The 21,512-nt window shown below is 67.7% G+C and carries 15 protein-coding genes and 1 pseudogene; 6 read left to right on the top strand and 10 right to left on the bottom strand.

Annotated features, from left to right (window positions below; all coding sequences use genetic code 11):
• Positions 1 to 7: 7 nt before the first annotated feature.
• Positions 8 to 1,204: a sirohydrochlorin chelatase gene (locus H536_RS0104965; protein WP_244495358.1), complete on the bottom strand. Its 1,197-nt coding sequence runs from the start codon at positions 1,202 to 1,204 to the stop codon at positions 8 to 10.
• 314 nt (positions 1,205 to 1,518) lie between these two features.
• Between H536_RS0104965 and H536_RS0104960 the strand changes: the two genes are divergently transcribed.
• Entirely contained in the window at positions 1,519 to 3,003 is a 1,485-nt protein-coding gene (locus tag H536_RS0104960) for a cobyric acid synthase (RefSeq protein ID WP_024349414.1), read from the top strand.
• Between the two features lie 10 nt (positions 3,004 to 3,013).
• Here H536_RS0104960 and H536_RS0104955 read toward each other — a convergent pair whose 3' ends face one another.
• The 9 genes and pseudogenes from H536_RS0104955 to H536_RS0104915 all read right to left on the bottom strand — a co-directional run bounded on the left by H536_RS0104955 (position 3,014) and on the right by H536_RS0104915 (position 16,824).
• Positions 3,014 to 3,859, bottom strand: coding sequence for an SDR family NAD(P)-dependent oxidoreductase (locus H536_RS0104955; RefSeq protein WP_024349413.1), 846 nt, complete (start codon positions 3,857 to 3,859; stop codon positions 3,014 to 3,016).
• A gap of 142 nt (positions 3,860 to 4,001) precedes the next feature.
• Positions 4,002 to 5,288: an NAD(P)/FAD-dependent oxidoreductase gene (locus H536_RS0104950; protein ID WP_024349412.1), complete on the bottom strand. Its 1,287-nt coding sequence runs from the start codon at positions 5,286 to 5,288 to the stop codon at positions 4,002 to 4,004.
• A gap of 1 nt (position 5,289) precedes the next feature.
• A complete protein-coding gene (locus H536_RS23615) occupies positions 5,290 to 5,445 on the bottom strand; it encodes a DUF3096 domain-containing protein (RefSeq protein ID WP_081651826.1) in 156 nt (51 codons plus the stop codon).
• A 56-nt stretch (positions 5,446 to 5,501) separates the two neighbouring features.
• Positions 5,502 to 6,281, bottom strand: a complete 780-nt coding sequence (locus H536_RS0104940) for a 3-hydroxybutyrate dehydrogenase (protein ID WP_024349411.1) — start codon at positions 6,279 to 6,281, stop codon at positions 5,502 to 5,504.
• Between the two features lie 196 nt (positions 6,282 to 6,477).
• Positions 6,478 to 7,608: pseudogene (locus H536_RS23610) on the bottom strand (methyl-accepting chemotaxis protein); the annotation flags it as partial.
• A 512-nt stretch (positions 7,609 to 8,120) separates the two neighbouring features.
• Positions 8,121 to 8,441 (bottom strand): hypothetical protein, encoded by a 321-nt coding sequence (locus tag H536_RS24270; RefSeq protein WP_155898396.1) that lies wholly within the window; start codon positions 8,439 to 8,441, stop codon positions 8,121 to 8,123.
• Between the two features lie 272 nt (positions 8,442 to 8,713).
• The gene (locus tag H536_RS0104925; protein WP_024349410.1) at positions 8,714 to 10,585 is read right to left on the bottom strand and encodes a methyl-accepting chemotaxis protein; all 1,872 of its coding nucleotides are present in this window, start codon (positions 10,583 to 10,585) and stop codon (positions 8,714 to 8,716) included.
• Positions 10,586 to 11,046: 461 nt separating this feature from the next.
• Positions 11,047 to 12,966, bottom strand: a complete 1,920-nt coding sequence (locus H536_RS0104920) for a methyl-accepting chemotaxis protein (protein WP_051141515.1) — start codon at positions 12,964 to 12,966, stop codon at positions 11,047 to 11,049.
• 198 nt (positions 12,967 to 13,164) lie between these two features.
• A complete protein-coding gene (locus tag H536_RS0104915) occupies positions 13,165 to 16,824 on the bottom strand; it encodes a hydantoinase B/oxoprolinase family protein (protein ID WP_029702765.1) in 3,660 nt (1,219 codons plus the stop codon).
• A 108-nt stretch (positions 16,825 to 16,932) separates the two neighbouring features.
• Between H536_RS0104915 and H536_RS0104910 the strand changes: the two genes are divergently transcribed.
• The 5 genes from H536_RS0104910 (at position 16,933) to folD (ending at position 21,503) form a co-directional block, all read left to right on the top strand.
• Positions 16,933 to 17,913 carry a TRAP transporter substrate-binding protein gene (locus tag H536_RS0104910; protein ID WP_051141514.1) on the top strand — a complete coding sequence of 327 codons (981 nt, stop codon included), beginning with the start codon at positions 16,933 to 16,935 and terminating at the stop codon, positions 17,911 to 17,913.
• A gap of 82 nt (positions 17,914 to 17,995) precedes the next feature.
• Positions 17,996 to 18,532 carry a TRAP transporter small permease gene (locus tag H536_RS0104905; protein ID WP_024349406.1) on the top strand — a complete coding sequence of 179 codons (537 nt, stop codon included), beginning with the start codon at positions 17,996 to 17,998 and terminating at the stop codon, positions 18,530 to 18,532.
• Positions 18,532 to 19,839 carry a TRAP transporter large permease gene (locus tag H536_RS0104900; RefSeq protein WP_024349405.1) on the top strand — a complete coding sequence of 436 codons (1,308 nt, stop codon included), beginning with the start codon at positions 18,532 to 18,534 and terminating at the stop codon, positions 19,837 to 19,839. Before H536_RS0104905 ends, H536_RS0104900 begins: the two co-directional genes overlap by 1 nt.
• Positions 19,840 to 19,841: 2 nt before the next feature.
• On the top strand, positions 19,842 to 20,402 hold the full coding sequence (locus tag H536_RS0104895) for a winged helix DNA-binding protein (protein WP_024349404.1): 561 nt from the start codon (positions 19,842 to 19,844) through the stop codon (positions 20,400 to 20,402).
• A 180-nt stretch (positions 20,403 to 20,582) separates the two neighbouring features.
• Positions 20,583 to 21,503 (top strand): bifunctional methylenetetrahydrofolate dehydrogenase/methenyltetrahydrofolate cyclohydrolase FolD, encoded by a 921-nt coding sequence (gene folD, locus H536_RS0104890; RefSeq protein ID WP_024349403.1) that lies wholly within the window; start codon positions 20,583 to 20,585, stop codon positions 21,501 to 21,503.
• Positions 21,504 to 21,512: the final 9 nt, after the last annotated feature.

Below are 21,512 nucleotides of genomic sequence, written 5' to 3'. Positions count from 1 at the left end.
CACTCCGTCAGCCCTTGCGCATGGAGCGCGGGCCGAGCGGGTGGTCGGCATGGGGATAGGGGTGGTGATGGTGGTCGGCACCGCCATGACCATGCGAATGGCCGTGACCGTGCCCGTGAGCATGATCGTGCGCCGCGTGGTGATGGTGGCCGTGGGAATCGGCGTGGGAATGGTCATGCCCATGGCCGTGCCCGTGATCGGCGGCTGTTTTATGGTCATGCGCGTGGTCGTGGCCATGATCGTGGCCGTGGGCATGCCCCGCCCCCGAAGCCGCGGCGGCGGCGGTGCGGCAGGCGCCGGTGCAGACCGTGTCGCAGAGCGTGCAGTCGGCCGACGAGCCGACGCCCTCGACGTGATGGTGATGGCTCTCCTGCGCCAGGCCCACTTCCGCCTCGAAGCCCAGCACCTGCTCGCGGTACTTGCACATCTGGCAGTTCATGTTGTTGGTGCCCTCGAGGATCTCGCCGAGGCGGTCGACGAAGGTCTCCACCACCAGATCATGGGCGCCGAGATAGGGCGCCTTGAGGAAGCTGATCTCGGGATGGGCGGCGGCGACGATGTCGGTCTGGTCGTAGATCCGCCGCACCAGGACACCGGTGAACAGGAAATACGGGAAGACGACGATGCGGCTGTAGCCGAGGCGGCTCGCATGTTCGAGGCCCGGCTCAACCAGCGGGAAGGTGACGCCCGAATAGACCGTCTCGCCCCAGCCGAAGCCGAGGCCCTCCCACAGCATCCGCATGACCTTGGCGACGTTGGAATTGGCGTCGGGGTCCGAGGCGCCGCGGCCGACCACCACCAGCATGGTGTCGTGCAGCGGCTCGCCGTCCTGCCAGCCATCGGCGCGCAGGCATTCCTTGATGCGCTCGCCGGCGGCGCGGATCATCTTCAGGTCGACGCCGAGCTCGCGGCCATATTCGATGCGCAGGCCATTGGCCGCGGCATAGGTGTTGAGGACGGAGGGAATGTCGTTCTTGGCGTGGCCGGCGGCAAACAGCATGCCCGGCAGCGCCAGCACCGTCTCGGCGCCCGATGCCTTCAGCTTGTCGAGGCCGTCGCGGATGACCGGCTTGGCAAATTCCAGATAGCCATGCTCGACCGACCAGTCGGGCAGCCTTGTGCGCAGCTTCTCGGCGAGGCCGCCGAACTCGATCATGGCGCCCTGGTCGCGGCTGCCATGGCCGCACAGCATCAAAGCCTTCATCGCCCCCGTTCCTCTCATCTCGAAGCCGGAGGAGCCGCGGCGGCCGGAGCCGGTCTGCGGTTCGGTCCGACAGCTCCGTCTTGGCCCCCTGCTTGGGTCGGCCGCACCGGAATGATTTCAGCCCGTCACGCGGGCACCGTCAGTTCAAGCCATGGCCTAGACCGCAAGCCGCCCCGCCGTCAAACGAAGTGTTCGCGAGCCCGGGCGAAGGGCCCGGCAACGGTGCTTGGGTCGGCGGTCGCAGCAATGCTATTGCGGGGCAGAGACACAGCTTTCGTTCCTGCCGCCTGCCCGCCCTGCCAAGGATCTGCCGCATGCCCCGGACCCCCGCCATCATGCTCCAGGGCACCGGATCCGATGTTGGCAAGACCGTGCTGGTCGCCGGCCTCTGCCGGCTGTTTGCCCGGCGCGGCCTGAAGGTGCGGCCGTTCAAGCCGCAGAACATGTCGAACAATGCCGCCGTGGCGCTGATTCCGGAGAGCGGCGGCTTCGGCGAGATCGGCCGCGGGCAATGGCTGCAGGCCCTCGCCTGCGGCACGCCGCCGACGGTCGACATGAACCCGGTGCTCCTGAAGCCACAATCGGAGACCGGCAGCCAGATCGTCCTGCGGGGCCGGGTCGCCGGCGAGGCGAAGGGCCGCGACTACCAGCGGCTGAAGGCCGGCTTTCTCGACACGGTGCTCGACAGCTTCGCACGGCTTTCCGCCGATGCCGATCTCGTCATCGTGGAAGGGGCCGGGTCGCCGGCCGAGATCAATCTGCGCGCCAACGACATCGCGAATATGGGATTTGCCACCGCCGCCGACGTGCCGGTGATCCTCGTCGGCGACATCGACCGCGGCGGCGTCATCGCCTCGCTGGCCGGCACCCACGCCATCCTGCCCGAGGCCGACCGGCGGCAGATCGCCGGCTATCTGATCAACAAGTTTCGCGGCGACGTTTCGTTGTTCGACGACGGGCTCGCCGCCATCACCGATTTCACCGGCTGGCCAAGCCTCGGCGTGGTGCCGCATCTGGCGGCCGCGACGAAGCTCCCGGCCGAGGATTCGGTGGCGCTGGAACGGTTGTCGGCGCCAGGCGCCGGACGGAAGCTCACCGTCGCCGTGCCGCTGCTCGGCCGGATCGCCAATTTCGACGATCTGGACCCGCTGAAAGCCGAGCCGGATGTCGAAGTCGTCTTCGTGCGGCCCGGCGACCGGCTGCCGGAGCATGCCGCGCTGGTGCTGATCCCCGGCTCGAAATCCACCATCGGCGATCTGGCCGCCTTCCGGGCGAATGGCTGGGATCAGGATATTGCCGCCCATCACGCGCGCGGCGGCCATGTCGTGGGCCTGTGCGGCGGCTACCAGATGCTTGGCCGCACGGTGCGCGATCCGCATGGCATCGAGGGACCGGTGCGCGAGGCCGAGGGGCTGGGGCTGCTGGATGTCGAAACGGTCATGGAGCCGGAAAAGACCGTACGCGAGGCGCGGGTCACCGCCCCCGACGGGGCGCCGCTCGACGGCTACGAGATCCATCTCGGCCGCACCGCCGGTCCCGACTGCGCCCGGCCGGTCTGCCTCATCGACGGATCGCCGGACGGAGCGACATCGCTCGACGGCCGGGTCTTCGGCACCTATCTGCACGGGCTGTTCGGCGCCGATGGCTGGCGCCGCAGCTTCCTCGCCCGCTTCGGCCTCGAGGCCGCCGAAACCGGCTACCGGGCCGGGGTCGAAGCGGCGCTGGATGCGATCGCGGACGAGCTGGAGCAGTTGATCGCCGTCGATCGCCTGCTCGCCCTCGCCCGCAACCGCGAATGAACCCGGCGCCTTAGCGGCCCGCGGCCCAGGCCTTGAACTTCTCGGCCCAGTCGCTGTGCCAGCGCGACAGCGGCGGCCGGTTCTCGACGATGTCGCCCGCCGCCCAGGCGATGCGCTTCTCGTCCATCTCGCGGGTCACCTCGCCATCCGGGCAGAGGATGTAGAAATCCTCGGCGCCAAGCTTCTCCAGCATGAAGTCGGCGGTCTGTTCCGGCGTCCAGGCGCCGTCGGGCTTCTCGACCCGCTCGCCCCGCGTCAGCGGGGTGAAGACGAAGCCCGGGATCATCAGCCGCGCCTCGACCCGGCAGCCCTCGCGGTTGCGCAGATCGTGCTGCAGCGCCTCGGTGAAGGCCTTCAGCCCGGCCTTGGAGACGTTGTAGGCCGGGTCTCCCGGGGGCGTGGTGATGCCCTGCTTGGAGCCGCTGACGACGATCAGGCCAGGCTCGCCGCCGGCGACCATGCGCTCGCCGAAGATCTGGGCGACTTGAATGGCGCCGTGCAGATTGACCCGCAGCACCGCGTCCCAGTTGGCCTGCGGCCCGAAGATGCTGCTGCCCGGCTGGATGCCGGCATTGTCGAACAGAAGATGGATCGTGCCGAAGCGGCCGAAGAGGTTCTTGGCCAGCGCCTCGACCGCGGCGCGGTCGCCGACATCGGTGTTCGACGTCAGAACCGTGCCCGACGGGCTTTCGGCGGCCACGGCCTCCTTGGCGGCGGCGAGCCGCTCCTCGAGCCGGTCGACCAGGCAGACGGTCATGCCGGCGGCGGCAAAGCGCTTGGCGGCGGCAAGGCCGATGCCGGACGCGCCACCGGTGACGACGGCGACATTGCCGTCCGCAATGACGGGATGGGTCATTGTTGGTTCCTTCTCACGGGGCATGGCTTGTGGAAATGATCCGACGCCGGGGGCGTGCGACGGACTAACATCGGCATTTCACGTCGATCCGCAAGGGGTCGGCGCACCGCTCGCCGCCAAGGGAGAGCGACGGGCGGCGGGTTCAGCCGTGCAGCTTCAATGCGGGCCCGCGCGCCGGGCTGATCACGTCGGCGACGATCGCCACCGTGCCCCTGAGCGGCCCCAGCACCGCCCATTGATGCTGGCGCTGCAGGGCGTGATAGGCGGCGGTAGCGAACTGGCCGGCGACGTAGAAATCGTCCTTGCGGGCAAAGCCGATCAGGCCCACCGAACCGGCCCGGCCCAGCGACACCAGCTTTCCCTTGTCGCGGAAGACGAAGGGGCCCGGCGTTTCGCCGGCCAGTGCCTTCGGAATCGCCGAGGCGAGATAATCGGCCTGCTGGCTGGCGCATTGCGCCGTCGGCGGCAGCGGCATCGCGGCACCGGCCGGCGTATGGCTGGCCGCGTCACCCAAGACGTAGATCGCCGGATCGACGGTGGTGCGCAGCCGGTCGTCGACGACGATGCGGCCCTTGCGGTCCATCTCGAAGTCGGCGAGCCCCTTCAGGCAGGGATGGCCGACCAGCCCGGCCGCCCAGACGGCGATGTCGGCGGGCCAGCTCTTGCCGTCGGCGGAGCGGACCTCGCTAGCCATGACCGCCGCGACCCTGGCGCCGGTCTCGACCGAGACGTCGAGCGCCTTCAGCCGGTCGGCGACCCCGGTCCGCAGTTCGCCATTCGCCCCCGGCATCAGTTCGGGCGCCGCCTCCAAGATCGTCAGGTCGAGCAGCTTGCGGCGCGCGTGCTCGTCCTCGGGTTCGAAGAAGGCCTGTTCGGACAGGCGCAGATGGGCGGCCAGCTCGGTGCCGGTCGCGCCGGAGCCGATGATGACGATCCGCGCCGGATCGGCGCCCGCCCGCGCGGCGATCATCGCTGCGATGAACAATTCGCGGAATTCGTCGGCATCGGTCTTGGTGTCGAGCCGGATGGCGTGTTCGGCGACACCCTCGGTGCCGAAATCGGTGGTGACGCCGCCCAGCGCGACGACGCAGACATCGTAGGAGAGGTGGCGCGCCGGGGTCAGGAGCCGGCCGTCCTGGTCGTGCATGTCGCCGAGCCGCACCGTCTTCGCCGCCCGGTCGATCGCCTCCACCCGGCCCTGCTCGAAGCGGAAGCCGCGCATCTTGGCGAGCATGTAGAAGCTGATCTCGGCAAGCGTCGAATTCACCGTGCCGGCGGCGAATTCATGCAGCCGCGGCTTCCACAGATGGGTGCTGACCGCGTCGACCAGCGTCACGGCACAGCTCTTGTCGGCGGCGAGTTCCGCCGCCAGTTCCAGCCCGCCGGCACCGCCGCCGAGGATCAGGACGCGTTTGCGTTGCGCCTGCATGTCAGCCGGCCAGCCGGGCCAGCACATCCGGGAACAGCCCCGTCAGACCGATGAAGATCAGATAGAGCGCCACGATGATGTTCAGAAGCCGCGGGATGACGAGGATGAGAACCCCCGCGATCAGTGCGACGATCGGCTGGATACTGATGATTTCCATGATGCTGTCCCTTCCATGGCGGATGATCCGCGACGGGAGATAGGACCGGCATCGCGTCAGGCCATGTACCAGCCGTGGCTGGGGACAATCGACTGGCCGGTCAGCGCATTGGAGCGGAAACCGGCGAGGAACACCGCGATCTCGGCGACGTCCTCCAGGGTGGTGAATTCCTGGTCGACGGTGCCGCCCAGCATGACCCGGTCGACCACCTCCTTCTCGGAAATGCTCAGCCTGGCCGCCTGTTCGGGGATCTGCTTCTCGACCAGCGGCGTCTTCACGAAGCCGGGGCAGATCGTGTTGGCGCGCACGCCGTGCTTCGCGCCCTCCTTGGCCATTACCCGGGACAGGCCGAGAATGCCGTGCTTGGCGGCGACATAGGCCGATTTCAGCGCCGAGGCCTCATGGCTGTGCACCGAGCCCATATAGATCAGCGAGCCGGATTTCTGCGGATACATGTGCTTCACGCAGGCCTTTGTCAGCAGGAACGAGCCGTCGAGATGGATGGCCAGCACCCTGCGAAAATCGGCATAGGGAAAGTCCTCGATCGGATGCACGATCTGGATGCCGGCATTGGAGACCATGGTGTCGATCCGGCCGAAGCGGCGCGCCACCGCATCGACTCCGCTGTTCACCGCCTCCTCGCTGGTCACGTCCATCTCCACCGCCATCGCCTCGGCGCCGGCCTCTTCCAGTTCGCCGACGACGCGACCGGCAGCCACCGTGTCGATGTCGCAGATCGCCAGACGCGCGCCCTCGCGGGCGAAACTCAATGCGATCTGCCTGCCGATCCCCGATCCGGCGCCTGTGACGACCGCGACATTGCCCTGCATCTGCATGTGATCTCTCCACCGTTGTCGCGGCAGTTAAGAGAGGCAACGCGTGCAGTGCAACACAAACGATCGATCCGGCTTCGGGAACCGTTTCCGACGCCTGAACGCCAGAGCCCGAAGCAGTCTCCTGCCCCGGGCTCCGTCTGCGCGTTCATTATTTTCGGATCCGCTGTGGCGCGGCTCCGAATGGCGTCCCCTCGGGTCAGGCTGCGCGGCGGGGCGAAGCCGGACGACCTGCATGATGCATGCGGTCGTCCCACCGGGCGCCGGCATTGCCTGCACCGGTGCTGAACTTCGCCATGGCATGGGCCAGCTCGTCGGTCTCGTTGGCCAGCGTCTGGCTGGCCGCGGTGGCCTCTTCCACCATCGCGGCGTTCTGCTGGGTGACCTTGTCCATCTGGTCGGCGGCGCCCGAGACTTCCCGCAGGCTCGTCGCCTGTTCGCGGGCCGAGGAGGCAATGGTCGAGATGACCTCCGCCATGGCGCTGACTTCGGTGACGATCTCTTCCAGCGACTTGCCGGAGGCCGTGACCAGCTCGACGCCGGTGCCGACCTGTTCGCGGGAGGTCGCGATCAGGGTCTTGATCTCCTTGGCGGCTTCCGCCGAGCGCTGGGCGAGGCCGCGCACTTCCTGGGCGACGACCGCAAAGCCCTTGCCCGCTTCGCCGGCCCGTGCCGCCTCAACGCCGGCATTCAGCGCCAGGAGGTTGGTCTGGAAGGCGATCTCGTCGATGACCGAGATGATCGAGTTGATCTTCTCCGAGGACTGCTCGATCTGGCCCATGGCCGCGACCGCCTTGCCGACGACCTCGCCGCCCTTCTGGGCCTTCTCGCGGGCACCGGACGCGACCTGCTGGGCCCTGCCGGCGCCCTCGGCGGTCTCGTTGACGGCCTGGGTCACTTCACCCAAAGCCGCAACGGTTTCCTCGAGGCTGGCCGCCTGCTGCTCGGTGCGGTGGGCGAGATCGTTGGAGGCGGTGTTGATCTCGCCGAGACCGGTGCGGATCGAGGCGATGGAGGTCACGACGTGGCCGATGGCCTCTTCCAGCGAGGCGACGCTGGCATTGAACTTGGCGCGGATCGGCTCGAATTCCTCGGCCACCCTGTCCTGCATGCGCACGGTGAGGTCACCGGCCGACAGGCGCTCGAAGCCCACTTCGACGACGCCGACAAAGGCGCGCAGGTCCTCGGCCTTGGCATTGTCGAGTGCGGCGCGCCGGGCTTCCTTCTGGGCGTCGGCGTCGCGCAGTTCGGCCGCCTGCCGGTTCAGCCGCTCGGCCCGTTCCTGCTCCTCGCGGGCCGCGATGCTTGCGGCGGAGACCGCGGCGAACATGCCGCTCACCTTGATCGCCAGCCAGGTGAGGATGCCGGCCTCGACCAGGAGGATCACCGCATGCAGGCTGACCCGGCCGAGATCGGTGCCGCCGGGATAGATCGCCGCTGGAAGAAGGAAGTTCAGAAGGATGTGATGCAGCGCGGTGGCCACGGTCGCACCGGCGATCACCCGCCAGTCGAACAGGGCGCCGATCACCGCCAGGCCGGCGAAATAGGCCATGTGCATGTCGACCTGCAGATAGCTGCCCGACATGGTCGCTACGACGATGGAGATGTTGGCGACCAGCGCCACCGCGACCGCCATGCGGGCCGCTGCCGCAAATTCCGGCCGGGCCGACAGGACGAGGCAGACGATGCCGAGACCCGCCGACGTCAGCGCCGGAATGAAGGCCACACCGCTGCCCGAGGCCAGCGAAATCAGCAGCAGCAGCGGCGCAACGGCCAGCTGCACCAGCGCCAGGAGACGGACGAGACGGCTACGATGACGGTCGAGATCGACGAGGGCATCCATCAAAAACTCCTGTTGGGCGGTGGCGCGCAGCCGATCGTGGCGGCGTCGACGAGAAGGATCGCGCCGGCATTTCGCAGGCGGCGCGCAAGATCGGGGTCGGAAAAGGCGAACACGGCGACGGACGACCATCCGCCGACGTCGAGCAGGCTGCCGGCGGAGGCGGCTGTACGGATCACGCGGGCCTGCGACCACCAGGGCGGGAAGAAGGCCGCAACGCTCCGTGAGCCGGCGAAGCTCGGCTCCGGCAGGCTCGCCACGATGCCGGCCAGCGCGATGACCATCGCCCCGATCCAGACAGTGAGCTGAGAGTTGAGGACCACGACAATGCCCGATCAGGTGCGCGAGGGCCGTGGCGCGTTCGCCGATGACCGTTGCCGGGACTATGGTGGTGGTCGTTTACGAGACGGTTAAACTACGTGAACCATAGGGTTCACAGGGGCGTGAGACGGTCGCTTCCCGCGACCGGTTCGGGCCCCGGCGCGCTCCCGCAATGTCTCGATCCGGCCCCGATCGCGAGCGGACGAACGCCCCCCTCAAACAGACATGCCGGCCCGAAGGCCGGCATGAAGCATTTCAGCGGTGGAAGCCGGGATCAGAACTCTTCCCAGCTCTCCTCCTGGGCGCGCGGGGCGCGGGCCGCACCGCCCGCACCGGTCGGGCGAAGCTGGGTCACTGCGGCACTGCGACGCGGCGCCTGCGCAGGGCGGGCCGGGCTGCGATTCAGGTCGCCGGCACTGGTGCGGAACTGCGCCATGGCATGGGCCAGCTCGTCGGTCTCGTTGGCCAGCGTCTGGCTGGCCGCCGTCGCCTCTTCCACCATCGCGGCGTTCTGCTGGGTGATCTTGTCCATCTGGTCGGCGGCGCCGGACACTTCGCGCAGGCTGGTCGCCTGTTCGCGGGCCGAGGAGGCAATGGTCGAGATGACCTCGGCCATGGCGCTGACCTCGGTGACGATCTCTTCCAGCGACTTGCCGGACGCCGTGACCAGCTCGACGCCGGTGCCGACCTGTTCGCGGGAGGTGGCGATCAGCGTCTTGATCTCCTTCGCCGCTTCCGCCGAACGCTGGGCGAGGCCCCGCACTTCCTGGGCGACGACCGCAAAGCCCTTGCCTGCCTCGCCGGCCCGTGCCGCCTCGACACCGGCATTCAGCGCCAGCAGGTTGGTCTGGAAGGCGATCTCGTCGATGACCGAGATGATCGAGTTGATCTTCTCTGAGGACTGCTCGATCTGGCCCATGGCCGCGACCGCCTTGCCGACGACCTCGCCGCCCTTCTGGGCCTTCTCACGGGCCCCGGACGCCACCTGCTGCGCCTTGCCGGCGCCCTCGGCGGTCTCGTTGACGGCCTGGGTCACTTCGCCCAAAGCCGCGACGGTTTCCTCGAGGCTCGCCGCCTGCTGCTCGGTGCGGTGAGCGAGATCGTTCGACGCCGTGTTGATCTCGCCGAGACCGGTACGGATCGAGGCGATCGAGGTCACGACGCCGGAGAAGGCGGTCTCGAGCTTGGCGATGGCATCGTTGAAGAGGCCGCGGACGCCCTCGTAATCCTTGGTGAATTCCTGGTCGAGACGCGCGGTCAGGTCGCCGCTGGCCAGTCGCTCGAAGCCTTCGGTCATCTCGGCCATGAAGAATGCATGCGCCTTGACGTAGCCCTCGCCCAGCTCGGCCTGGCGGATCCGCTCGGCCTCCTCGTCGGCGGCAGCGGTGGCGGCCTGCTGCTTCAACTGATGCTGCTCGATGACCGCGTGTCGCAGATGCTCCACCGAATTGGCCATCCGGCCGATCTCGTCGGAGCGATCGAGCCCGACGACCTCGACGTCGGTCTTGCCGTCGGCCACTTCGGCGACGGTTTCGGTCAGCTTCTGCAGCGGTGCGAACATGCGCTTGGAGATCCACAGGACCGCCAGGCCGATCAGCACGGCGCCGATGACGGAGATGACGCCAAGCCGGATTTCCAGCGCCTTGACGGCGGTGAAGAACTCGGCCTCGGGCACGCCGACATAGAGGACGCCGATGGTCTTGCCGGCGGCATTCTTGATCGGGTCGTAGGCGGTGAAGAAGGAGGTGCCCAGAATGTCCGCCTGCCCGCGGAACGGCCGACCCTCGATGAACAGCGCATCATGCACCGGGCCACGGGCGAGAACCGTGCCAACGGCGCGGCCACCATCGGGCTTCATGACGTTGGTGGAGACGCGGGTGTCGTTCATGAACACGGTGGCGGTGCCGCCGACCAGCGCCTTGACCTTGTCCACCGGCTCGAAGAAATCGTTCAGCGGCTGGTTGCCGGCGTAAAGCGTGTCACCCTCGAGACGGAACTCGCCGCCATAATTGCGCAGAACCTCCCATGCGACCCGCATGTTGCTTTCCTGACGCTCGACCGCGCGCTGACGTCCTTCTTCCTGCAGGAGAACGACACCGGCGATGCCGAACATGGCGGTCAGGATCGCCAGGCAGGCGACCACCATCAGAGAGACTTTTGCTGGAAGGGACATTCGCGACAACATCGGCATCGAACCTTAGCTGGGATGCGTCGCCACCGCCGGGCGAACGCCAGTATCCGCGCAATCGGCGGGGTTTCGTGACGGACAGAGGGCCTTGTCGCGGAACGGTTTCCGGAAGGGCCAATCGGGCCGTCAGAAATTTCTAGCCGCGGCTGCTGAAATTTCCGTTACCGCGAAGTCCCTCGCGCCGGATAGTCCACGCCAAAGCTTGCGCGACGCCGGATCAGCACTTCTGCATGGCAGGCTTATTACTTCTCACGCATGTACAGCGGTATTCCGGCCAGTATCGCCGTCCGCACGGGATGCCGCGCGATACCTGCCAATGTCGTCCAGACCGACGCAGAACGGCCCGGGGCGGCATCCCGCCCCGGGCCGTTCTGATCATGCTGCTTCGCCGATTGCCGTGAGGGCGCCGGCGGGGCCGGTCAGAATTCTTCCCAACCATCTTCCTGTGCCTGCGGCGCGCGGGCGGCGCCGCCCGAACCGGTCGTGCGCATCTGCGTCACGCCGCGGGGCGGAGCATGGCGCTGCGGCTGCGCCCGGCCTTCGCTGCGCCGGGCACCGGCATTGCCGGCACTGGTGCTGAACTTGGCCATGGCATGGGCCAGTTCATCGGTCTCGTTGGCCAGCGTCTGGCTGGCCGCCGTCGCCTCTTCCACCATGGCGGCGTTCTGCTGGGTCACCTTGTCCATCTGGTCGGCGGCGCCCGAGACTTCCCGCAGGCTCGTCGCCTGTTCGCGAGCGCTCGAGGCAATGGTTGAGATGACCTCTGCCATGGCGCTGACTTCGGTGACGATCTCCTCCAGCGACTTGCCGGAGGCCGTGACCAGCTCGACGCCGGTGCCGACCTGTTCGCGGGACGTCGCGATCAGCGTCTTGATCTCCTTGGCCGCTTCCGCCGAGCGCTGGGCCAGCCCGCGCACTTCCTGGGCGACGACGGCGAAGCCCTTGCCCGCTTCGCCGGCCCGTGCCGCCTCGACACCGGCATTCAGGGCGAGGAGATTGGTCTGGAAGGCGATCTCGTCGATGACCGAGATGATCGAATTGATCTTCTCGGAGGACTGCTCGATCTGGCCCATCGCCGCGACCGCCTTGCCGACGACCTCTCCGCCCTTCTGGGCCTTCTCACGGGCACCGGACGCGACCTGCTGCGCCTTGCCGGCACCCTCGGCGGTCTCGTTGACCGCCTGGGTGACTTCGCCCAAAGCCGCGACGGTTTCCTCGAGGCTCGCCGCCTGCTGCTCGGTGCGGTGGGCCAGATCGTTCGACGCCGTGTTGATCTCGCCGAGACCGGTGCGGATCGACGCGATCGAGGTCACCACATGGCCGATCGCCTCTTCCAGCGAGGCGACGCTGGCGTTGAACTTGGCGCGGATCGGCTCGAACTCCTCGGCAACCTTGTCCTGCATGCGCACGGTCAGGTCACCGGCCGACAGACGCTCGAAGCCCACCTCGACGACACCGACAAAGGCGCGCAGGTCCTCGGCCTTGGCATTGTCGAGGGCGGCCTGGCGCTTCTTGGCCTCGTCCTGGCTGATACGGGTGGCTTCGGCTTCCTGAGCCAGCTCATCGCGCTCGATCGCGGCCTTCTTGAAGGCCTCGACGGCCCCGGCCATCTCGCCGATCTCGTCCTGGCGCCCGGCGCCGGGGATCGCCACGGTCTTGTCGCCGGCGGCGAGCGAACGCATGGCTGCGGTCATCTGGGTCAGCGGACGGGAGATGCTGCGGGCCAGCGGCCAGGCGCAGGCGATCAGCAGGCCGAGCAGCGGCAGCGACCAGGCCAGCGACTTGGCGACTTCGCTCATGAAGATCGCGTTGAGATCGTCGACATAGACGCCGGTACCGATCACCCAGCCCCACTGCGGCACGGAGGCCGAATAGCTCAGCTTGGCGATCGGCTCCTCGCCCTTGGTGCGCGGCCACAGATAGGGGGTGATGCCGCCGCCCTGGGCGGCCCTGGCGATGATTTCCTGGAACAGCGGGAAGCCGCTCGGGTCGCGGCTGTCCCAGAAGTTCTTGCCGACCAGCGCCGTGTTCGGGTGAACCAGCATGTTGGCCTTGGTATCGGTGACGAAGAAATAGTCGTCCTTGCCGTAACGCATGGACTCGACCACTGCCGCCGCCTGGGCGCGTGCCGCATCCTCGGTGAGGACGCCATCGGCGACCATCGTCTGGTAGCGCTCGACGATCGCGACGGCCGATTCCACCTGCGTCTTGATGAGTTCGCCGCGTTGGGCTTCCACGACGTTGCGCAGCGACAGGAGCTGCGCGCCGGTAACGACGAGGCAGATGACGATCGACAGCGCGATCAGCGCGGCCAGTTTCTTCGATATGGTCAGAGGCATGTGAACGATCCCAAAAACGTGATCGTTCGAATTGACACGAAATCCTTTAACGGAACCTATCCGTGTGCCGCACGTTCGCGATTTCGCGACATACGCGACCGATATACTTCCATTCCCCTGCCAGAGTTCCCGCCGCCGGCCCGGTGATCGCAAGGACCGGGCCGACGGCGATGGCGATTGCTGCGTAACTACCGCGGCTTAGGGCCGGCCGTAGCCGCCCGGCGTCGGCGTCGTGACGATCACCGCCTCGCCGGCCTGCAGCACGGTCTGGTCGCAACCTTCGAGCCGTTCGACGCTGCCATCCGCGCGGCGGATCTCGGTCTTCCCCATCTGGCCGTCGTCGCCGCCGGCGATGCCCCGTGGCGGCAGGGTCCGGTGCGAGGACAGGATGGCGCAGTCCATCTCCTGCAGGAAGCGGATGGTGCGTTCGGTGCCGTCGCCGCCGGCCTTCTCGCCGCCGCCGCCGGAACCGGCACGGATATGGAAATCCTCCAGCACGACCGGATAGCGCATCTCCAGGATTTCCGGATCGGTGAGGCGCGAATTGGTCATGTGGACATGGACGCCCGACGTGCCGGCAAAGCTGGTGCCGTCATTCATGCGGCCGGCCGGCGAGCCCGAGCAGATGGTCTCGTAATACTGGTAGCGCGCATCCCCGAAGGTCAGATTGTTCATCGTGCCCTCCGAGTTCGACAGCGCGCCGAAGGCGCCGAACAGCGCATTGGTGACATGCTGCGAGGTCTCGACATTGCCGGCGACGACGGCGGCCGGATAGACCGGCTTGAGCATCGAACCGTCCGGCACGACGATGCGGATCGGGCGCAGGCACCCGGCATTCATCGGGATCGGCTTTTCCACCATCACGCGGAAGACGTAGAGGACCGCGGCCCGCGTCACCGGCTCGGGCGCATTGAAATTGTTGGCCATGGACGGCGAGGTGCCGGTGAAGTCGACGGTCGCCTCGCGGGCCTCCCGGTCGATGGTGATCGCCACCTTGATGATCTGGCCGGAATCGGTTGGATATTCGTAGGAACAATCCTCCAGCCCGTCGATGAGCTGGCGCACCGCCTCGGCGGCGTTGTCCTGGACGAAGCCCATATAGGCGCGGGCGGTGTCGAGGCCGAAGGTCTCGACCATCTTGCGCAATTCGGCGACGCCCTTCTCGTTGGCCGCGATCTGCGCCTTCAGATCGGCGACGTTCTGGTCGGGATTGCGGGCCGGATAGGGATGGTCGGTCAGCACCCGGCGCAGCTCCTCCTCCTGGAAGATTCCGCCATCGACGAGGCGCAGATTGTCGATGAGGACGCCCTCCTCGTCGACCCTGGTGGCGCGCGGGGTCATCGAGCCCGGGGCGATGCCGCCGACATCGGCATGGTGGCCGCGCGAGGCGACGTAGAAGAGGATCGTCCGCTTCGCGTCGTCGAAGACCGGGGTGACGACGGTGATGTCCGGCAGATGGGTGCCGCCATTATAGGGGGCGTTCAGGGCGAAGACGTCGCCCGGCCGGATCGCGTCCTTGTTCAGCGCGATGATCGTCTCGACCGAGCGGTCCATGGAGCCCAGATGCACCGGCATGTGCGGCGCGTTGGCGACGAGCGCGCCGGTGGCGTCGAAGACTGCGCAGGAGAAGTCCAGCCGCTCCTTGATGTTCACCGAGGAGGCGGTGTTCTGCAGCGTCACGCCCATCTGTTCGGCGATCGACATGAACAGGTTGTTGAACACCTCCAGCAGCACCGGATCGGCGCCGGCCTCGCCGGAGCCGGCCCTCGCCGTGCCGAGCGCGGCATGGCGGGCCTTCTTCTCGGTGCGGGTCAGGAGGACGTCGTTGTGGACGGTGATCCCCGCCGACCAGCCCGGCTCGACGACGATGGTCTGGTTCGGCTCGACGATCAGCGCCGGTCCGGCGATGCGGGCGCCCAGTTCCAGCGCCTCGCGGCGGAAGATACCGGCCTCGCGCTCGGCCCCGCCGGTGTAGATGCGGCCGGTCTCGGAGGCTTCGGCGTCATAAGCCGCGACATTGCCCTCGCTCGCGTCGACGACCGTCTCGCGGCGCTCGGCGCCCTCGACCGAGACGTTCTCGACAACGATCGGGCGATCCTCGTAGACGAAGCCGAACTGCGCCCGGTGGGCGTCCTCGAAGGCCGTGCGCGCGGCCGCGAAATCGCCGGTATGGACGACCGGCAGCGTCGTGTCGGTGCCGTCGTAGCGCAGCTGCAGCAGCAGCGTCGTGTCAACGCTCTCGTCGGCGACGCCCTGGGCCGCGAGTTCGCCGGCCACGGCCTTTCCGAGCTCCGCCGCCAGCGCGTCGATGGCATCGCGGGACGCCTCTTCCAACGGCGCGACCAGCGCCTGGCTGCGCGAGGAGAACAGCGAGGACAGGCCGATGCCGTAGGCCGACAGGAGGCCGGACATGGGGTGGATCAGCACCCGCTCCATGGACAGGGCATCGGCGACGAGGCAGGCATGCTGGCCGCCGGCACCGCCGAAGGAATTCAGAAGGTAGCGCGAGACGTCGTAGCCGCGCTGCACCGAGATCTTCTTGATGGCATTGGCCATGTTCTCGACGGCGATGGTCAGGAAGCCCTCGGCCATCTGCCGCGGATCGCGATCCTCGCCGAGCGTCGCCGCCATGGCCTTGAACTTCTCGGCGACGATGCCGGCGTCCAGCGGCTGGTCGCGGCCCGGCCCGAACACGGCCGGGAACAGCTCCGGCTTCAGCTTGCCGAGCATGACGTTGGCGTCGGTCACCGTCAGCGGCCCACCCTTGCCGTAGGCCGCCGGCCCCGGATGCGCGCCGGCCGAATCCGGGCCGACCTGGAAGCGGCCCTGGTCGAGATGCAGGATCGAGCCGCCGCCGGCAGCCACCGTGTGGATGCGCATCATTGGCGCGCGAATGCGCACGCCCGCGACTTCCGAATCCAGCGCCCGCTCGTAGGAGCCGGCATAGTGGGTCACGTCGGTCGAGGTGCCGCCCATGTCGAAGCCGATGACCTTTTCCTCGCCGGCCAGCCGAGCGGTTTCGGCCATGCCGACGACGCCGCCGGCGGGGCCCGACAGGATCGCATCCTTGCCCTGGAAGAGATCGGCGGCGGTGAGCCCACCCGACGACATCATGAACTGCAGGGACGGCGCGGCGGCATCCTGCGTACTGGCGCCGAGCGCGCCGGCGACGCGGCTGACATAGCGCGACAGGATCGGCGTCAGATAGGCGTCGACCACCGTGGTGTCGCCGCGCCCGACGATCTTGACCAGCGGTGAGACCTCGTGGCTGACCGAGATCTGCGAGAAACCGGCTTCCTCTGCCAAAGCGCGCGCGCGCTGCTCGTGGGCCGGATAGCGCCAGGAATGCATGAAGACGATGGCGACGGCGTCGATGCCGTCGGCCCTGGCGGTCGCCAGCGCGTCGCGGGTGCCGGCCTCGTCCAGTTCGCGCTCCAGCGTGCCGTCGGCCAGCACCCGCTCGCCGACTTCCGCCACCCGCTCGTAGAGCTGCTCGGGCAGGATGATCTCCTTGGCGAAGATGTCGGGCCGGGCCTGGTAGGCGATCTTCAGCGCGTCGCGGAAACCTCGGGTAATGAGCAGCAGCGTGCGGTCGCCCTTGCGCTCGAGCAGCGCATTGGTCGCCACCGTCGTGCCCATGCGCACCGTGCCAACGCGGTCCGAGACGATCGGCGCGTCGCTGGCGAGGCCCAGGAGGTCGCGGATGCCTTCGAGGGCGGCGTCCTCGTAAACGCCGGGATTTTCGGAGAGCAGCTTGCGCGGATGCAGGCCCCCGTCGGGATCGCGGCCGATGATGTCGGTGAAGGTGCCGCCCCGGTCGATCCAGAAGTCCCACTTGCCGCTGTTGACTGCACTCATCTTCGGCACTCCGCTCAAGATTTCATCTTTATCGGCGATTTATCGACAGATTATCAGTGTGTTTGACGGAGGGCAATTTTCGTGGAAGTCTTTCTTCCGGAAACAGCCATGGAGACTGCGATGAAGCATCTGTCGACGATTACGCTTGCCGCCACTCTGGTTCTGCCGGGCGCGGCCCTTGCCCAGACGGCCTGGGACATGCCGACCCCCTATGCGGAAGGCAATTTCCACGAAAAAAACATCGCCACCTTCATCGAGGAGGTGAACGGCGCCGCCGGCGATGCGGTCCAGATCACCCAGCACCCGAACCAGTCGCTGATCAAGCATCCTGACATCAAGAACTCGGTCCGTGACGGCATCGTGCCGATCGGCGAGCTGCTGGTCTCGCGGCTCGAGAACGAGAACCCGATCTACGGCGCCGATTCCGTGCCGTTCCTGGCCACCAGCTACGACGAGGCGAAGAAACTCTACGACGCCCAGAAGCCGATGATGGAAGAGGCGCTGGCCAAGGACGGCCTGAAGCTTCTGTTCTCGGTGCCTTGGCCGCCGCAGGGCCTCTACACCAAGCAGGCGGTGGATTCCGTCGCCGAGCTCGGCGGCAAGTCGTTCCGTGCCTACAACACCTCGACCGAGGCGATCGCCAACGAGGCCGGCATGGTGCCGACCCAGATCGAGGCCTCGGACGTGCCGACGGCATTCTCGACCGGCCGCGTCGAGGCGATGATGACCTCGCCCTCCACCGGTGTCGACACCAAGGCCTGGGACTTCCTGTCGAACTACTACGTCCTCAACGCCTGGCTGCCGCGCAACATGGTGATCGTCAACCAGGCCGCCTTCGACGCCCTGCCGCCGGAGGCCCAGACCGCCATCACCGAGGCGGCGGCGGCCGCCGAGACCCGCGGCTGGGAGGCCTCGGTGGCCGAGACCGAAAGCGCCACCAAGACGCTGTCGGAGAACGGCATCACGGTCGAAGAGCCGTCCGAGCAGATGAAGGCGGACTTCCAGAAGATCGGCGAGACGCTGACCGAATCCTGGAAGCAGTCGGCGGGCGAGGCCGGCGCGGCCCTGATCGAGGCCTATCGCAACTGATCATCGCTCCCATGAGACGGGCGGCGGCCATCGCCGCCCGTCGTCTGCCCCGAGCCTGCCCGTCAACCCGCCCGGAGCACCGATGCGTCGCGTTCTCGATACGATCTACAGCGTGGCCGGCGGCATCGCCGCCCTCTGCCTCGTCGCCATTCTCGTCCTCGTCGCGCTGCAGGTGGGCGCCCGGCTCCTCGATTTCCTGCTGATCAGCCTCGGGGCGACGCCGACCCGCTTCGCCGTGCCCTCGCTCGCCGAGATCGCCGGCTTCCTCCTGGCGGGCGCCACCTTCCTGGCGCTGGCCGACACGCTGGCCAGGAACGTCCACATCCGCGTCGACCTCGTCACCCAGCGCCTGCCCGAGCGGGCACGCCAGAATGTCGACGGCATCGTCGCGCTGCTCGGCGCCGGGATCGCCCTGTTCGGCGCCTATGCCACCGGCGGACTGGCGCTGAAGAGCTTCAGCTACGGCGACGTCTCCTACGGCATGATCGCCGTGCCGCTCGCTTTGCCGCAGGCGACGCTGGCGCTGGGCCTGTTCATCCTCGCCATCGCCCTCGTCGACGAAGCCGTGCTGGCCTTTCGCGGCATGGATCGCATCGCCGGCAGCGGAGGCAGCGTCTGATGGGCGTGTTCGAAGTCTCGCTGCTGCTCGTCGTCGTCCTCTTCGGCGCGCTGGCCTCGGGCCTGTGGGTCGCACTTGCGCTGACGCTGACGGCACTCGCGGCGCTGCTCACCCGGCCGGCACTGCCCGACGCGCAGATCCTCGCCACCTCCTTCTGGTCGGCCTCGACGTCCTGGGACCTCACCGCCCTGCCGATGTTCATCTGGATGGGCGAGATCCTGTTCCGCTCGAAACTGTCGGAGGACCTCTTTGCCGGGCTTGCGCCGCTGATGCGTCGGCTGCCGGGCCGGCTGATCCACGTCAACATCGTCGGCTGCGCCATCTTCGCGGCGATCTCCGGCTCCTCGGCCGCCACCACCCAGACCATCGGCAAGATCTCGCTGCCGGAACTGAAGGAGCGGGGCTATGACGAGCGCATCGCCATGGGCTCTCTGGCCGGCTCGGGCACGCTCGGCCTGCTGATCCCGCCCTCGATCATCCTCATCGTCTATGGCGCGGCGGTGGAGGAATCGATCGCCCGACTGTTCATCGCCGGCGTCGTGCCGGGCATCGTGCTGGCGCTGTTGTTCATGGGCTATGTGGCGCTCATCACCACGCTGAAGCCCTCGCTGATCCCGGCCGCGGCCGACGTCATCGTCGAGGAAAGCGCCTTCCGCTCGCTCGGCCGCATCCTGCCGACCATCCTGCTGATCGCCGGCGTCATCGGCTCGATCTATGGCGGCATCGCCTCGCCGACCGAGGCGGCGGTGATCGGCGTCATCCTGGCGCTGGTCATCGCAAGGGCCCAGAATGCACTGAACTGGCAGAGCTTCCGCGAGGGCCTGATGGCGGCGACGCGGGTGTCGGCAATGATCGCCTTCATCCTCGCCGGCGCGGCGGTGGTCACCACCGCCATGGGCTTCACCGGCCTGCCGCGGGAACTCGCCACCTGGATCGGCTCGCTCGACCTGTCCCCCTTCGCGCTGCTGGCGGCGCTGACGGTGTTCTTCATGGTGCTCGGCTGCTTCCTCGACGGCATCTCCATGGTGGTGCTGACCACTTCGGTGATCATGCCGCTGGTGACCCAGGCCGGCTTCGACCTCGTATGGTTCGGCATTTATCTCGTCATCGTCGTGGAGATGGCGCAGATCACGCCGCCGGTCGGCTTCAACCTCTTCGTCATCCAGGGCCTGACGGGACAGAACATCTTCAGGATCGCCGCCGCCACGGCGCCCTTCTTCGGCCTTCTGGCGCTGATGGTGGTGCTGCTGGCGGTGTTCCCCGATCTTGCGCTCTACCTGCCCCGCACGATGTTCTCCGGAGGCTGAGCATGGCCGGCGGGACCGACGACACCAACCCCGAAGCCCGACCGCCCGCAGGACCGGGAGGCTTCGGCCCCATCGTCTCCTCGGCGCATCTGGCCGACGGCGCCATGCCGGCGCTGTCGGAGGTCGAGTTCGGGATGATCCTCGCCAACCATGCCTTCGAGCGCTGGATGATCCGCTGCATGACGGCGGCCGGACAGCCCGGCCTGACGGCGACGGAGATCCTCGTCCTCCATACGGTGACCCATCGCGGCAAGCCCAAGCGCCTCGCCGACATCTGCCTCGTGCTGGGCATCGAGGACACGCATCTGGCGACCTATGCGATCCGCAAGCTGGAGGCGAAGGGGCTGGTGGCGCGTGAGAAATCCGGCAAGGAACGGCTGATCGCGATCACCTCCGAGGGCGAGACCGCCTGTCGCCTCTACAAGGACCTGCGCGAACGCATCCTCGTCTCCGGCGCCGAGGAACTCGGCATATCGCCTGAGGCCATGACCAACGTCGCCCGCCTCCTGCGCGTCCTGTCGGGCCATTACGACCAGGCGGCCCGCACCGCGGCGAGTTTGTAGAAGGACCGAAGACCGGTCTCGGCTCGGCGTTCACCGCTTGCCAATGCGATAGACATCGCCGCCGGACTGGACTGCTCGCGCCGCACCGCGGGACGCGTGCAGCGATGCGGGCCTTTTCCCATCGCTGCCTTCTGCCATAAGAGACCCTGACGGCACCGCGGACAGGAAGGATACGGCACCATGGCCGAAGCACGGCGGATCGACGGCAAGGCGCGCGCGGCGCGGATCATCGAGGAGGTCACGGCGGCAACGACGTCCCTGACCGCCGAGACGGGCCTTCAGCCCGGACTGGCCGTGGTGATCGTCGGCGAGGACCCGGCCAGCCAGGTCTATGTCGGCTCCAAGGCCAAGCGCGCGGTCGAATGCGGCTTCAAGTCGGTCAAGCACGTGCTCGATACCGACACGTCCGAAGCGGCGCTGCTCGAGCTGATCGCCGAGCTCAACGCCGATCCCGAGATCCACGGCATTCTCGTGCAGCTGCCGCTGCCGCAGCAGATCGACGAGGGCAAGGTGATCCAGGCCATCGACGCCGACAAGGACGTCGACGGTTTCCACCTCGTCAATGTCGGGCGGCTGTCCACCGGCGCGATCGACGAGGCCTTCGTGCCCTGCACGCCGGCCGGCTCGATGATCCTGATCCGCGACGTTCTCGGCGACGATCTGTCGGGCCTCAACGTGGTGATCGTCGGCCGCTCCAACATCGTCGGCAAGCCGATGGCGCAGCTTCTCCTCGCCGCCAACGCCACCGTGACCATCGCCCATTCGCGCACGAAGGACCTGCCCGCCCTTTGCCGGAACGCGGATATCCTGGTCGCAGCCGTCGGCCGGCCCGAGATGATCGGCGCGGACTATGTGAAGGAGGGTGCCGTGGTCATCGATGTCGGCATCAACCGGATTGATGCCCCCGAGAAGGGCAACAATCCGGACGGCTCGGCGAAGACCCGGCTGGTGGGCGATGTGGCGTTCGAGGCCGCCTCGCAGAAGGCCGCGGCGATCACGCCGGTGCCGGGCGGCGTCGGGCCGATGACCATCGCCATGCTGATGGCCAACACGCTGGTGGCGGCCTGCCGCGCCGCCGGTCGCACGCCGCCGCGCTTCTGAGCCGGGCCA

This window comes from Aurantimonas coralicida DSM 14790 (assembly GCF_000421645.1).
GTDB lineage: Bacteria > Pseudomonadota > Alphaproteobacteria > Rhizobiales > Rhizobiaceae > Aurantimonas > Aurantimonas coralicida.
Note: the sequence above shows the minus strand (reverse complement) of the source record. Positions and strands in the feature narration are given on the sequence as shown.

What these genes read in the sequence shown, in the direction of transcription:
- H536_RS0104925 (WP_024349410.1), bottom strand. Translation starts at nt 10,585, where the DNA reads ATGGTGGTCGCCTGCCTGGCGATCCTGACCGCCATGTTCGGCATCGCC.
- H536_RS0104950 (WP_024349412.1), bottom strand. Translation starts at nt 5,288, where the DNA reads ATGCAGGCGCAACGCAAACGCGTCCTGATCCTCGGCGGCGGTGCCGGC.
- H536_RS0104920 (WP_051141515.1), bottom strand. Translation starts at nt 12,966, where the DNA reads ATGCCTCTGACCATATCGAAGAAACTGGCCGCGCTGATCGCGCTGTCG.
- H536_RS0104900 (WP_024349405.1), top strand. Translation starts at nt 18,532, where the DNA reads ATGGGCGTGTTCGAAGTCTCGCTGCTGCTCGTCGTCGTCCTCTTCGGC.
- H536_RS0104955 (WP_024349413.1), bottom strand. Translation starts at nt 3,859, where the DNA reads ATGACCCATCCCGTCATTGCGGACGGCAATGTCGCCGTCGTCACCGGT.
- H536_RS0104965 (WP_244495358.1), bottom strand. Translation starts at nt 1,204, where the DNA reads ATGAAGGCTTTGATGCTGTGCGGCCATGGCAGCCGCGACCAGGGCGCC.
- H536_RS0104960 (WP_024349414.1), top strand. Translation starts at nt 1,519, where the DNA reads ATGCCCCGGACCCCCGCCATCATGCTCCAGGGCACCGGATCCGATGTT.
- H536_RS0104940 (WP_024349411.1), bottom strand. Translation starts at nt 6,281, where the DNA reads ATGCAGATGCAGGGCAATGTCGCGGTCGTCACAGGCGCCGGATCGGGG.
- H536_RS0104895 (WP_024349404.1), top strand. Translation starts at nt 19,842, where the DNA reads ATGGCCGGCGGGACCGACGACACCAACCCCGAAGCCCGACCGCCCGCA.
- H536_RS0104905 (WP_024349406.1), top strand. Translation starts at nt 17,996, where the DNA reads ATGCGTCGCGTTCTCGATACGATCTACAGCGTGGCCGGCGGCATCGCC.
- H536_RS0104915 (WP_029702765.1), bottom strand. Translation starts at nt 16,824, where the DNA reads ATGAGTGCAGTCAACAGCGGCAAGTGGGACTTCTGGATCGACCGGGGC.
- folD (WP_024349403.1), top strand. Translation starts at nt 20,583, where the DNA reads ATGGCCGAAGCACGGCGGATCGACGGCAAGGCGCGCGCGGCGCGGATC.
- H536_RS23615 (WP_081651826.1), bottom strand. Translation starts at nt 5,445, where the DNA reads ATGGAAATCATCAGTATCCAGCCGATCGTCGCACTGATCGCGGGGGTT.
- H536_RS0104910 (WP_051141514.1), top strand. Translation starts at nt 16,933, where the DNA reads ATGGAGACTGCGATGAAGCATCTGTCGACGATTACGCTTGCCGCCACT.